The organism is Rufibacter roseolus (assembly GCF_017916365.1).
Classification (GTDB): Bacteria; Bacteroidota; Bacteroidia; order Cytophagales; family Hymenobacteraceae; genus Nibribacter; species Nibribacter roseolus.
The window spans coordinates 68,129-83,467 of the sequence record NZ_JAFMSU010000004.1; the positions used below are offsets into that span (position 1 = coordinate 68,129).

General features: G+C 42.7%; 7 protein-coding genes. 3 read left to right on the forward strand and 4 right to left on the reverse strand.

Annotation, left to right across the window (positions count from 1 at the left end):
* Positions 1-341 precede the first annotated feature (341 nt).
* The 3 genes from J3P35_RS21765 (at position 342) to J3P35_RS21775 (ending at position 3,392) form a co-directional block, all read left to right on the forward strand.
* Complete coding sequence (locus J3P35_RS21765; RefSeq protein WP_210466861.1) at positions 342-725, forward strand: hypothetical protein; 384 nt, start codon at positions 342-344, stop codon at positions 723-725.
* Between the two features lie 50 nt (positions 726-775).
* A complete protein-coding gene (locus tag J3P35_RS21770; protein ID WP_210466862.1) occupies positions 776-1,756 on the forward strand; it encodes a PIN domain-containing protein in 981 nt (326 codons plus the stop codon).
* Positions 1,757-2,012: 256 nt separating this feature from the next.
* Positions 2,013-3,392, forward strand: coding sequence for a PDDEXK family nuclease (locus J3P35_RS21775; RefSeq protein ID WP_210466863.1), 1,380 nt, complete (start codon positions 2,013-2,015; stop codon positions 3,390-3,392).
* A gap of 165 nt (positions 3,393-3,557) precedes the next feature.
* Here the strand turns inward: J3P35_RS21775 and J3P35_RS21780 are convergent, their stop codons facing one another.
* The 4 genes from J3P35_RS21780 to J3P35_RS21795 form a co-directional block, all read right to left on the reverse strand.
* A complete protein-coding gene (locus tag J3P35_RS21780) occupies positions 3,558-3,974 on the reverse strand; it encodes a hypothetical protein (protein WP_210466864.1) in 417 nt (138 codons plus the stop codon).
* Between the two features lie 124 nt (positions 3,975-4,098).
* Positions 4,099-4,440, reverse strand: coding sequence for a hypothetical protein (locus J3P35_RS21785; protein ID WP_210466865.1), 342 nt, complete (start codon positions 4,438-4,440; stop codon positions 4,099-4,101).
* A 609-nt stretch (positions 4,441-5,049) separates the two neighbouring features.
* A complete protein-coding gene (locus J3P35_RS21790) occupies positions 5,050-6,057 on the reverse strand; it encodes a PorP/SprF family type IX secretion system membrane protein (protein ID WP_210466866.1) in 1,008 nt (335 codons plus the stop codon).
* Positions 6,058-6,063: 6 nt separating this feature from the next.
* On the reverse strand, positions 6,064-14,853 hold the full coding sequence (locus J3P35_RS21795) for a gliding motility-associated C-terminal domain-containing protein (protein WP_210466867.1): 8,790 nt from the start codon (positions 14,851-14,853) through the stop codon (positions 6,064-6,066).
* Positions 14,854-15,339: the final 486 nt, after the last annotated feature.

The following is a 15,339-nucleotide window of genomic DNA, read 5'->3' on the forward strand; positions in this document are numbered from 1 at the left end:
TGCTTTCCTAAGCGACCAGTAACCTTGCAAGGCTAATCTGAGCGGTTTGCTAACACCAAACGGCCATAATATTTCATTAATTCCAAAGTACTCCGTAGCCAACCGTGATATTTTTTGCTATTGACTATAGCAGCCTGGCACCACTATGTTCAATTTCCATTTCAAATTAATCCATTAAAATCGTTGCCTTTGAATATTCCACAGTCATTTAATTATCAAAATATCTTTTTTGACCTAATGCACTCCACTTTGCCGCGTAGCAGCTATGATTACACACTAGTCAAGTACATGCCACTAGGTATACCGCAAAACTGATTTGGGAATAAGAGGCAATCTGAGCTATGGTAATGATCTTAATAAATGAAGTACTCCACACTACAAGAAATAGTACTTTCTACAAAACGTACGACCCTGCAAAAGATCTGTATGGCGTGCATACTAATACGGCAGGGACATTTCTTGAACCTGTATACCTGCATGTTTTCAAATTTACTGAGGGAAAATTCATAACTGTTGACCAGTTGGAGCAATACTATGCCGTTGACTTAAAGGGAGAATGGCATGAGTTATCCATTGAAGAGGAAAAAAGCTGGAGATCACTAATAATAAAAAACTCAAAGTGCAATTGTCTTAGGACCAGAACCAGCAGCACCTGCAGGGTATGCTCTGGAGATGGACAGATTAAAAATACCTATGGCTTTAAACTATTAAGCACTTTCTTTTAAACTCCGTCTGATTAGAGTTGTCCCTATAACCGAATCCAGAAAACCAGCTTATGCAGCAGAATTATCAAGTAACTTTCAATGGCTATTACTTTGGTTTAACCTTAAACGGAGAAACCATACTCCCTTGCGATAATGACAGAATCTGGAGAATCACCGACAGTTTAATCGGCTTTAGGAAGGGGAGCTACTGTGGCATCTACTGTAAGAGAAAACAATGTGTGAGGTATGAGCCAATCCTAAAGGCGGATATCCCTTATTTTAGGAAACTACACCCTGATGAGGAGCAGCATTTGACACGTGCTCGCTTTACTTCCTCTTTCCCTGGTATATATTACAAAACCAGAGGATACTTAGAATCCTATGACTACCTATTTTGGAAAAGAGACAAACTTCTAGTGGATAGTACCCAAGGGGTTATTGAAATACACCAAACTGGGGAAATCAGGCCATATAAAGGAAAAAAAAAGGAAAACCTTGTCACTTATCTGGATCAAAGATGCCTGTTCGAAGATGAGTACAATTTACCTTCGACGTCTAAGAGATCATCCTTTATATATTTGACGGAAGAAGACAAAGAATTAGATGAGGAGCTCTTTCTAGAGACATTCCCCTCAACTAAGACGGAAATTATATCATCAATGTACCCACTGAATTGTAAGGATAGACTACCCAAAAGCAGCCCTGCAGAACCGGTTTATAAACCATTTGATATCAATAACATTCCAGCTGTCATAAAAAATAAAGTTACAACCCATCTAAATTCCTTTTTTGACACCTCTACTAATGAATCCATGGCCAATCACCTTATTTATCTTGCATGGTGCCATGGCAACGGTTTTGTTACAAGAGACAATAGGGGTAATATCAGAGTAGACCCCTGGTACGACGACAATTTAATACAGGGGAACAACGGAGAACTAATCTCATCTGATGAGTTATACCAAACTCATCACCTAGACTCCATACACCATATACTTTATTATTCCACCTTTATGAATTCATACTTTGAGGTACTGGCCTTTCCCAATTAAAGCTTTCCGGCTTTCTATAGAGCACGCATCAGCTGCTCAAAAAAAGGGCTAAGTGCTGTATTATTAGTTTAAGCTCGACTTAAAACGGTCTCATACGTTGAAACTTCTGCAAGTTACAAGCTTGCAGTAAAACTTTTAAAAGGCATCAGACCCCGACCTTTGTTTCATATTCTTCCTTAAATGATTGGGTAGTAATCGTACTTCAGTTCTAGGATTGCCTCACTAACATAAAAAACATAAACCCAAACTATATCCTATGCCAAACCCTACTACAACACATGAATCCCTAATCAAGACATTTACTGTTTCCAAAAAGGAGATCGCCACTGGAAAAGTGTCTTTTGAAGATATTAGGACCAATGTAAGTCAAATGGGTATAGATACTATTGAAAAATTCCGTCTGGCAAAGAAAGAGGCCGTTTTGAAAACCCCATCTATGGACTGTCTCAAAGAACTATGCTTCTTAAAAACAGGCTTACCCTTTAATACTTTCTTTAACTTCAAAAAGAATTCCTTTAAGGAAAAGTTATACTGCGAAACCTTTATAGCCGAACTGGCGCAATGGTGTAAGGATAACAATATCAATTCTCTTTCTGAGTACAATGACTTTTTAAATAAACCCGATCACTTCCCCTCCTATGAAAGGATTAGACAAATTTATGGCACTGGATATTTCAGGGATAAGTTAGATGTAGTTGGAAGGGTCTATAAATATTTAACCAAAGAGGAGGCACGGGAAGTATGCATGACTAATGGAGTCCTGAGATCCCAACATTATCTTTCCTTCTCTCAAAAATATAATGAAGAACATGAAGTGAGACTTCCTTCAGATTTTTCACGCTTTTATAACACTACCTGGAATAACTTCATTCAATTATCTGCAACCCAGATGTTTATGGGCAATAGCATGAGCAACTTGGAATTAGTAACCTATAAGCTATTGTATGATAGGGATATAGAGTTTGAAACAGAAAAATCCTTTACTGAATGCCGGTCAAAAAAGCCCCTTCCATTTGATTTCTATTTACCCAACCATAACGGGGAGCAAGTATTGATCGAACTTGATGGGGAACAGCACAGGGTTGATTCTCCAGAGAGTCTGTATTATTCGAGATTAACCAAAAAGCATGACAATATTAAAGATATATATTGCATTGAAAAAGGCATTAAACTAATAAGAATCTCAAACCTTATCGATATTGAACCGGCGTTAAAAAAAGAACTGAAATTGGATCAATACCCGAGAAAAAGAGAACTTGATTGGACTCAAGACCTTAAGTCAGAAGATACCATCCTTTCCAGCAGCTTATCTAAATCATTGAAGGTCAAATTACTTCTATTGCTGGGTGACAAGGGAAAAAGCAAACTCACGAATGTTGAAATTATCAAACTAACTGGGATACACCAACCAGCTTTCTCTAAAATCAACAAGGATATGATAACTGCCGGAATGATTTCTAGGCCTAATGTATACCATTATACTGAGAAAGAATTGGCAAACATTGTAGAATTGTACAGGATAGGTAAGACAATCACTGAAATTGTTAACCTTACAGGGTACAAAAACAGAACCTATCTTGTTAAAAGAATAAAAGAGGCAGGAGTTAATTATATATCGAAGAGACCAAGCAAATAGTTACCCTTTCCTGATGGTTTATTGCACGTCTTGCGCCCACACTCTTAATAATGTACAGCGAGCGAACGATAGGTAGAAAAAGCCCCTATTCAGTTTCACCATATAGATGAATCTGAATAGGGGCTTCCTTTCATAAGTTTAAAAACCCTCTACTTGAGACTGATCTTAAATCATCTCTTTCAAAAATCTTTCAGGCTCTTCTAAAGCCATTCCCTGGGGCAATTCTGTAAAAAAGTATTCCCCACATTGCACTTCTTTATTGAAAGAATCTTTGCTTACTAGATTTTTTTTTTCAGCACGGGGCTTGATGGTGATACTTGATGACCTGCTTCTCTGCAACAGCTCCCTTGTCTTTAGTTCACCTCGAAAGTAGGGCTCTAACAAATCCTTTTGGGTATCAAAATAAATTTTTGCTGAGCCATCCTTAAGCTGAGCCTCAAGATAATGGCCACCGTTCTCACGCTTATAAAGCGACAGTAAAGGGCCTTCCGCATTCACCAGATCCACAATCTTCTCCGATTTTTTGGGATTCACTTCAAATTCAGACTGTTCAGACGATGGCTGCTGGCATTTACTTTGCATAAAATAATGATACTAATGTTTTAAATGGGTGATAAATAAATTTTACTAAAGTCAAGTTTTAAGCCGATTACAATTAAGGATTTTGATAAAACATGGTCCTGAATTTACAAATTAATAAATACTATCACACATTATTCCAAGTATCAAATTGATTGTAAAATTCAGGAAGATACCTATTATTCCTTTCAGGCCCTCTTTTAGCAACTATAGTTATATTCACTTCGTCTAAATTGAAGATAGCGTCATCCTCGTATCTGAACAATAACTTTTCTCTGTCCACCAAAGTAATTTTTTGAACACTTCCATAATATGGAGGATCAGATTTCTCAGGATTAGACATCATTCTAAAATATCCCACGAAATCCTCTTCCTCAGTTAATTGTGCTGCCCGGTCATTATATTTGTATTCAATAGGACCGCTCCCTTTTGGTTTTACTTTAACAATAAAGCCAGTAATATTATCCATTGCATATCTATATTAAAAGTCTCGCTAGTTCCTTTCCCATACCCTTACCAACTTCAAACCTGGTAATTTTCTCCTGTTCAATAAAATCCTTGGATTTCATTTTCTGTTTAGCCCTGTTGATAGAGGTTACAACTAATGTTCTCTGGAAATATTCTGGATTATCTGCGCAAAAGCAACTGCAGTAACTCATAATAAGCGCATAGGCTTTGCCGCTAACGATAGAAGCACGAATTATAGACAAAATCACAGATAGGAAGTAGGGCTTAGTTTGCAATTAAGCAATTATTAGTTTAATAAGTTTATTATATATTCTCTAATATATGCCAATTACATATTATAAGCGATGGACATATTTAAATAAACAGGGAATAATTTTTAATATAAATTCATGATTAACATAATGTAGATTATAAGACTTTTTTTGTTTTACATAAAATGTCAGTAAATCTCCTTATTGGGATTGCATAAGCACCGAGGTTTAGTCACTTTTAGCTGACTTGCTTTTTTATACCCCCATTAAAATTTGAATATGCTCTAATTAACATTAGGTTCATACCCTGAATTAAACAATAAACTCAGAATTGTAATTTGACCATACATTTCTCCAATTTACCAAATCCATTCCGGGCAGATGGTCCTCCTTTTGTTGTTCACCTTGAAGCCTACCACAATCTCATGGCTATTGGCGCTTACGCGACTCATATCGGTAGTGGTAAAATCATAGGAATAACTGACATCAAAGAAATAATTGACATTTATACCTGCCATTACAGATGCCGCATCAAGGTGCCTATATGAGACACCGGTCCAATAACGATCCGCAAATATCATCTTTGCATTCGCATCAACAGTAGTCATGCCGGATTCAGCCATCTTAACTAAAACAGATGGAATCACATTCAAATTTTTATGGATTGGGAATTTAACCCCTGCAGTGGCTATGTAGTGCGGCTGCAAAGATGCCCGTGGGTTATTAGCAAAAGAAATGTCGCTCTTGCTTCTGATAAGCTGGATACCAGATACTCCTACATAAAAATCACGGTTGTAAAGCCACAAACCGACCCCCAGATCTAATTTATTTATGTTGTTAAACTCTATGAGAAATGGGTCATCGGGTGTAACCAAATCCAGGTCTTTCCGATTTAGCCTGTAATGCACAAAGCCTGTATTAAAGCCACTTGAGAGGTTCAGGCTACCTGTTAGAGGTAAATGGTAAGAGTAACTAACGTTGAAGGAGGTCATGGTAAGCAAACCTGCCTGATCCATTTGCGCCACCGCACCTATTCCATGGTGCGGTTTTACATGAAACCTGTTGTTCTTGTTTACACTCGTTTTTCTTTTTCCGAATTCCTGCGCCCTTGATTTTTTGGAAGGCAAGTTGCGGTCATTTTTATTGAGTGAGGCTTGAATGCTGGCATAGAGGGATCTAGGAGCGCCCTCTAATCCAACCCATTGGTTTCTGAAACCTAACCTGATATCAGTATAGCTTTCAATTCCCGCCACAGCGGGGTTTAGCAGGTAGTTGTTCTGAAAATATTGGGTAAACTGTGGCCGCTGTTGCCCTGCCACTGAAAAGCACACGCAGCAGAAAAGAATAATGGGTAATAATGTTTTCATGTGCGGTTACTTTATAAGTGTTATGCTTCCGGAAATTGGTTTCTCATTCATTCCCAAGTCAATGATGTAGTAGTAGACCCCCATAGGGAGGGCCTTCCCATCATGTATCCCATCCCAATTCTGCTTATATCCTGACGACTCGAAAACCAATGCCCCCCATCTGGTGTAAATCTGCACCCGGCAATTAGGGTAGTGCTCAATATTGCGGATTATCCAGGTGTCATTAATATTATCCCCGCTCATGGTGATGGCATTCGTCGGGTCAATGCGCGGAATCACTGAAACAATTACTTCATCGGTGTAGACGCAACCGGATTTGGAGGTAACAGTCAGTGTGTAGGTTGTTGTCTCGTCCGGCGTGGCTATCGGATTTGATATGTTCGGGTTAGAGAGGCCTTTTGCAGGTGACCATTTATAAGTTTCGCCTCCTTTTCCATGCAAGCCTGTATTTTGGCCTTTTATGATCGTTATATCCAGCCCGGCGTCGGCAGTAGACGGCTGTACTACTACTGTAACTTTCACTCTGCTCTGGCTGGCACAACCTGTGGTATTTACAGCTTGCACAAAAAAATCCGTTGTGGCGCTTAGCGGACCTGTTGTGTAAGTCCCCCCAGTGTGAAGCATGTTTCCTTCTGTAGGGTGGTCATACCACTCAAAGTATACACCATTTTCTGAAGATGATGCATTAATGGAAGCAGTCATGTCCGGGCAAATGGTGACCCCTTGTACCTTTGGGGCAACCGGTAATGGAATAACAGTAACGGCTATTGCCTCGCTCTTATTCTCTGTGCAAGGCAACGAGGTAACGACACGCCTGAACCAAGTTGTGCGGTCAAGCGACCCGGATTGGTAACTATCAGAATTATTTGATCCTGGTGCGGCTCTAAAGCCTGAGATGGCGCTTGTCGTACTGAATTCCCACAGGTAGCTGTAGACTCCACTCCCCCCCTCTGGCCGTGTTCCTTGAAGAACGGATGGAGCCGTACCAGTACATATTACCTGAGCAGCCCCAATGGTATTATTTGAAATTGGAGCGTTAATCGTCAACTTAACAACATTGCTTTCCATCTCTGAGCAAGGTTCAGAAAACACCACCCGCTTATACCAAGTAGTCTGACCTACCAATCCAGGGCTATAGTTTGCTTTATCATTTATACCTGCGGCTGGGCTGAACGTAATATTGTCCATGCTTGACTCCCAACGGTATGCGTATGCTCCGCTGCCGCCTACTGGAGTAGACCCTAATAAAGTTGCCGCCGCCGAACCTAGGCATAGAGTCTGATCTTGGCTGATGCTGTTACCTGTTAACTGAGGAAGGACAGTTACCTGTATGGCCACCGAAGCGCTCACACACCCCCCTGAGTAGGCTGCTCTCCGGAACCAGGTGGTCACTGGAAGCTGGCCTGGATCATAGGTAGCCTCGTTGTTAATACCACCTGCCGGGCTAAAACCACTGGTTGGCCCTTTTTTGCTGCTTTCCCATAGGTAGCGGTAGTCCCCTGTGCCGCCCGTAGGCTTTGTCCCTGTTAACGGAGCGGGAGTTACCCCCGAACAAACCGACTGTGGTGAGCTTATCCTGTTATTGGCGATAGGGGGCGTAACGGTTATTTTAACAGCATTGCTCGAGCTAGGTGGGCAAACACCTCCTGAAACCACCCGCCTGAACCAGGTGGAGTTTGTAATTGCTTCTGGCTCATAGCTTTTTCTGTTGCTGATGCCTGCAGCGGTGGTAAAGCCTGAATTTGGCCCCACTGTGCTGCTTTCCCATAGATAGGTGTATTTGCCGTCGCCACCTACAGGGTCTGAGGCGGTGAAAGCAACCGGAGTAGCCCCCAAACAGATGTCCTGGTCTCCGGATATAAGGTTATCAGTGATAGGCTGGTTTACGGCAACCATGATCTCATCACTTACAGAGGTACAGTAACCAGAGGTCACCACTCTTCTGAACCAGGCATTATGGGTAAGTGCAGCTGGCTGATAGTCTGAGGCGTTGGTTTTCCCTGACGCTGTTTCATAAGTCACGCCATCCTTGCTATACTCCCAGAGGTAAACATACACCCCGTCTCCCCCCTTTGGATCAGATCCAGCAAGCAGGGCAGGTACGTCGCCAGAACAAACCGTCTGTGCGCCGGCTATGTTATTTTCTGTGATTACAGGATTTACGGTGATTTTTACCGCGTTGCTTGACAGTGAAGGGCATGGTGCTGATAATACAGTGCGTCTGAACCAGGTGGTCTGGGTCAACGCACCAGCTTGGTATCCCTCCCCGTTATTCATCCCAGGCGCAGCCTTGAAGCCCATCGTTTCACCTTCAGTACTGTACTCCCACAGGTAAATATAACTGCCGCTTCCGCCAATAGGCGCAGAGCCTCGAAGTTCGGCTGGCGCTGTTCCAAAACAGATTATTTGGGAGTCAGATATAGTATTCGCCGTGATTGCCCCGTTCACCGTGATTTTCACGGCGTCGCTCGTGTGCTCTCCACATGGCCCCGACAATACGCGCCTTCTAAACCAGGATGTCTGCGTCAAAGCTTCAGGTGTATAGTTCAGCTCTGAACTCATACCAGGAGCCATGGTAAATCCATCTGTGGCACTTAAAGTGCTTACCTCCCAAACATAGGTATAAGTGCCGCTCCCTCCTGTCGGCAGACTTCCAACCAGGACCGATGCATTACTGCCATTGCATATTGTTTGGTCTGACGTAATCAGGTTGTTCCCAATATTCTCATTTACCTTGATTTCTATGGTTGCTGAGTAATCAGAACAGGCGCCTGAGGTAACCACCCGCCTGAACCAGGTAGTTCTTGTAAGTGGGCCGGAAACGTAACCCTCAAGGTTATTTACCTCAGGGGCTGATGTAAAGATCCCGGTCGGCCCATTCGTGCTTATTTCCCAACGATAGGTATAGCTGCCATTCCCTCCGGAAGGGATGGTTCCACTCAAGGCTATTGGAGTCTTGCCAGTACAAATGGTTTGCGGTGCACTGATGTTGTTATCTGCGATTTCCCCATTCACCACAACCTGGACTATATTAGAAAAACTTTCACAGTTTCCCGATACTACCCTACGTCTGTACCAAGTCTCCCTGCCTATGCTTGAAATCTGATAATCCCTGGAGGTATTTGTGCCAGTAGCCGGCTCATAGTCTTTATTGTTAAAACTTTGCTCCCATAGAAAGGTATAGCTTCCATTTCCACCCGTAGGCAGTGTGCCCAACAAATCAGCTGGCTTTTCACCCGTACAAACTGCCTGATTTTCTGAGATCGCGTTATTGGCTATAAGTGGATTTACTTTCACAGTTACCGCTGCCCTTGCACTGGCGCATCCCTTGGCATCCGTCACCTGCACATAGTATGTCGTAGTGATGTCTAAAATCGGGGTTTCATACGTTGTACCCGTGTGTAGGAGCGTACCTGCCTCCGCTTTGTCGTACCAGGAATAAGTACCGCCGGCGTCTGTTACGGAAAGTGACGTCATGGCACCTTTGCAGATTTCCTTACCCGAGACAACTGGGGCAGCAGGCAATGGATTGACTGTAACCTTAATCACAGGTGAGGGGATCTCGCAACCTCCTGATCTGACAATCCTCCTGAACCAAGTAGACACAACTAGCGCACCAGCTGAGTAATCTCTTGTGTTATTTATCCCCGAAGCATCAACAAAACCTGTTGTCCCGGAAGCAGTGCTGCTCTGCCAGGTATATTTATAGTCTTTATCACCCCCTTCAGGAAGAGATCCTACAAGGACGGCAGGCGCTAAACCATAGCATATTTCCTGCTCCTTCCCAATCGTGTTATTGGTAAGGGAAGGATTTGCCGTGACCAGGATAGTATTGCTTTCGCTTTGCTGGCATACCCCACTTGTCACGACACGCTTGAAATAGGTATTCTGGCCTAAGGCCGGCGGGGTGTAGTCTTCCCCGGTATTCGCCCCCGGAGCGGCCTCAAAACTAATATTATCAGTGCTCGATAACCAGCTGTATATAAACTTTCCATCCCCACCAGCAGGGACATCCCCCTTTAAGGCGGCAGGAACAGCCCCTGCGCAGATTTCCTGAGCCTGCCCAATCTTATTATTACTTATTGGCTGTTCTACCCTTACTTCTACTGCAGTTCTGGTTGGGCTTGCGCAGCCATTCGCAACGGCTTGCACATAGAAAATCGTAGTTTCTGCAAGGGGATCAGTAGTATAGGATACTCCTTTATGTACTGCTACACCGCCTATTGCCACTTTGTACCACTCAAAACTGTCCGCGGCGCCAGAGGCGGTAAGTGTGGCAGATGCACCTGCACAAACAGCCTGTCCTTTAACTGTAGGGGCAGCTGACAGGTCTTTTACCTCTATTCTCACCGCATCGGATACTGCAGAGCAGGCACCTGAAGTTACTTTACGTCTAAACCACGTTGTCTTGAAAAGGGGGTCAGGATTATAATCCTTTAAAGTTGCCTCACCTGTAGCATTGCCAAACCCACTTGTCCCAGAGACAGTACTGCTTTCCCACTGGTATCTAAAGTCTATTCCATCACCGCCTGTTGGGTTAGATCCGATTAGTCTGGCAGGTGTACTTCCACTGCAGATAGGCAGGATTCCATTTTCATCAATGTTGTTATTTGCGATAGGCTCAGATACTGTTACTTTAATGGGTTCACTAAAAGTCGGGTCGCATATTCCACTGCTTACCTTTCTCCTGAACCATGTTGTTTCTCCCACCAAGCCCGGACTATAGTGCTGACCGGTGTTTGACCCGGACGCTTCTATGTAGTCTTTTCCATCCGTACTGCTTTGCCATAGGTAAGAATAAGCACCGCTCCCTCCTGTTAGCAAACCTCCATTTAAAGATGCTGCGCTGCTTCCTTTACAGATCGTCTGGTTTGCGGTGATGGAATTACCTGACAGTTTCTTCTCAACGGTAACCTTAATTACATTGCTACCTACCGTGCATTGGCCTGAGGTAACGCTTCTTCTGAACCAGGTAGTCTGCGTGAGTCCGGCCGAGGTAAAGTCTGGGCCTGTTGCGTTCGCTATTACTTGGAAACCCGTACTTGAACTTGTTGTACTTGACTCCCAGGTATAAGCATATGTCCCTAACCCTCCGGTGGGGGATGTACCCGTAAATTTCGCCGGCGATGAGTTTTCGCAGATAACCTGGTCACCTGTGATTGTATTTTCAGCTATTGACTGTGTTACTTCAACTCTGATCACATTACTCGTCACCTCAGAACATACACCTGAGGCAACCACTCTTCTGAACCAGGTAGTTTGAGTTAAAGCACCTGGGGTGTAGTCTTTGCCCTTATTAGTCCCTGCAGCATCTTTGAAGCCTTCGGAGGCAGAAGTTGTACTGCTTTCCCACCTGTAGATATAATTTCCGCTAGCCCCAGTAGGAGTTGAACCTAACAGTGGAGCGGCGGCTTGGCCAATACATAATGATTGGTTTTCTGCAATAGTGTTATTAGTGATAGGCTCCTGAACAGTAACCGTTACTTTTGTTCTGGTGGCGCTCGTACAACCATCTACTTCTGTGCCTACAAAATAATCCGTGGTTGCGTCAAGCGTAGTAATAATAAGGGTATTGGCGCCCTCAGCCAATATTTTGCCATCCTTATCGTACCATGTGTACTTACCTCCCGGAGCCGAAGCGGTTAAAGTTGTAGAACCTCCCTTGCAAATTGTCTGTCCCGCTACAGTTGGGGCCGCAGGAGCAGGTTTAACGCTGATTTCTACAACTGCAGACTTGGAAGTACAGCCACCAGATATAACTTCTCTTTGATACCAGGTTTTTACAGAAACAGCACCAGGATATAGGTCTTTACCGATTTCATTAGGAATTACGGTAAAACCGCCCGTTGAACCTGAAGTACTTTTATACCATCTGTAACTGTAGGTCCCATTGCCTCCTTTTGGAGCAGTACCTAATATAGCCGCGGAAGTAGCTCCAGCGCAAATGCTTTGATTCTCACTTAATATGTTATCGGTAACTGGCTGGTTTACTTTTACGGTTACTATTGTGCGGGTATTGCTGGCACAGCCGGTTGAATTGAAGGCTTCCAAGTAATAAACCACATCATTTGTGAGTACTGGAGTGGTAAAGTCCTCACCTGTTTTCAAAGCTGCCCCACCCGTTGCAACATCATACCATCTATAGGTAATTCCAGAAACCAAAGGGGCCTTGAGGGTGGCAGTTGAGCCCGAGCAAATTTCTGCACCTGCCACTGTAGGCGCTATGGGGCTAACCTGGGTAGCAATAGTTACTTCATTACTGTAGCTTTCCCCACAGGCACCTGATTTTACCATTCTTCTGTAGGTGGTGGTTTGGGTCAATGCCCCGGGAGCATAATCTTTGGCATCTGACGTCCCTTTCGCTATTACATAGGTGCCATTATTAACCTTGCTTTGCCAGGTATAAGAAAAGTCGCCATTTCCGCCCCCTGGGGTGGACCCTATCAAGGTAGGCGCTTCAGTATTAACGCATATAGATTTAGAGGACCCGATGGAATTCCCTGTTACAGGTTGATCTACCGTAATTGTAACAGGAGTCCGTGTTACGCTTGGGCAACCTGCTGCATTTATTGCTCCTACATAATAGGTGACTGTAGCGCTAACATTGCTGACATTATAAGTATCTCCAGTATAAAGAACAGTGCCTCCTGATTCTGCAGTATACCAATTGTAAGTCGGGCCACTACCTGATGCTCTCAAAGAAGCAGTTCCCCCCTTACACACTGTTACTGAAGCAACAGTTGGAGCGATGGCAGGCTCGTTTATTGTTATTACTTGGGTAGCAGTACCAGAGGTGCCGCATTCATTGGTTGCTTTCAGAGTAACAGTGTAGCTACCCGACTTTGGAAAACTGATTTCCGGGTACGCTGATGCACTATTAGTACCTCCCGTGAATGTGGCATTGTCAGTTACCGTCCAAGCATAGGCTGTAATGGTTCCGTTATTGGCAGTGTAAACCGGCTTATGAAAGGTACTGCTCGCATCAAACTTTACAGTTTGGGGACCACAATAGGACTTTGCGCCAGGCAATGCTACAGAAGGCACATCTTTAACCGTAATTTCTTTTGAGGCGGTAGTAGAGCCGCAGGAATTTTTTGCTACTAAGGTTATGACATAATTCCCTATTTGTTTGAAATTAAAGACCGGATTTGCACTATTGAGTGTGCCATTTGCTAATGTATAGCCAGTATTTGGGCTAATAGACCAAGTGTAAGAAATATTATCTCCTACTGAAGTATTATTTGGCGTAACAGTAAAATCTTTACAGCCTACTCCACTTGCAGGATTAATGATGAAGGAAGCTTTAGGAGGCTCACTTATTTCAATTGTTTGCTCAAATAGAGTGAAACCACATGCGTTTTCTGATTTTAGGCTAACCTTGTAAGTCCCCGCTTTTTTATAAACATATGATTGGTTGCTTTTATCAAATACCCTTCTAATAGTTCCATCTCCAAAGTCCCATGTATATGTTGAGGAATTATTACAATCAAAATTAGATCCTTCAACTGTTGTATTTGTAAAAAGGATATTACTATTAATACACAAATTTTGGGTAGAAACTTCAAATTTTGCTTGTGGGGCCGAGTAAACTTTTATTCCACCAACAGCCGCTGGTGTTTCTCCACAGGCATTTTTTGCTGTAATAGTAAAAATATAGGCATCTGCAGGGAAAGTAGGGGGGCTCCCCGGAGAGCCACAAGAGGATTTTGTATAAACATGTGTTACACTTGCTGGTGCTGGGTGTTTAAATTCCTGTTTAGGAGAACCATCACCAAAATCGATTGTATAAACAGTGGACGGGTGGTTATCTGCAACATTAGTGATGGGGAATGTAATGGACAAAGGCCCACAACCTGTAGTGTTACCCGAACTGGTTGCAGATACAGCTGGATTTGTTATATTGTAGACTGATATTTCTTTGGTTACAACACAATCATTTTTACCTTTAATTGTATATTTTAACTTATAAATTCCTATAGGATAGCTATGAGCCAAATCCATAGGGGCTATACTTGATTGATATGGGGCTGTACCATCTCCCCAATCTATTGTATACTCTTTAGCATCTGGTGCTGCTGAATTATCATCTACAATTAAGTTAAATGTTTGACCTGTACAATTTCTAAAACTCTGAACATTTCTTAAATCAATTGAAACAACTTCTTTGACTTTTACTTCTTTTTGTACATAAACCGAACACCCTTTATCTGATGTTACGGTCAGGACAACTTTATAATTTGTCGTACCTGACCCAATAGTATTAAATACATGGGAAGGGGATGGTAAAGAACTTTTCGCACTTCCATCGCCAAAGTCCCAACTATATGAGAGCCCAGTACCTGCTGAAGTATTTGTGAATCTTACCGTAGTCCCGGCACAAGTCTCATTATTGGTGAATGTAAAGTCAGCAACTGGAAGTGGATTAACTGTAACCGTTATCCTATCAGAAACTTCATTGCTTTTTTGACACTCAAATTTATCATCAACGAGAACAGAGTAATCACCGCTTTCGGATACCACCAATGACTCCCCTTTCTGGTCCTTTATTTCTACGTTGTTTCTAAACCAAGTATAGCTATAGCCGGCACCCTTAACACTTGAGGTTAAGGTTACCTTGCCCCCTATACAGAAAGACACTGGTCCATTTGCAGAAAGAGTCGGCTTGCAAACGGGATCAGTAAGGAGACTGAAGAATGCATTTGATATGTCCTTTTGGAGAGCAAAAACCGAAAAGACAGAAAGCATGATAAGGGCAAGCGCTAAAACAATTTTGTTCAGGGGTAACCGTAATCCCATATGATATAGAATGTAAAAGCTTGATTCAATAAATGATAGGTTGGAGGAAGAAAAAACGACTTGTTTCCTCTTTAACTGAAATATAACTTTTGCTATATTGCATTTACCTTGCTGAAGCCAGTAAGTATTTTATCCGAATTATTTAAGTTTTCATTTAAAGAGCCTTCAAAAGTGCTTTGCTTACGAATCCGGATTTAAGAATTGGCTCTCCGTTTGTATGGGTCATAAATGCAACCTTAAGCCATAAAGATGTTGTTACAGGGCCTTGTATAATCTGATCTTTGGACAGATCACCTATAATGGGGTAATTTGTTCCAGGCCCGCTTCTTACATTGGCTTTGTCCGCCTTTACCAAAAAGCTTACCTGATAAATGCTAGTATGACTTGAATGAATGGTTTTGGTCCGTTTATTAGCGGGGCGGGAATACGGATTTGAATTGTTCATCGAACCACCTCCGCATACTCCACAGGATCCTCCGCTATTAC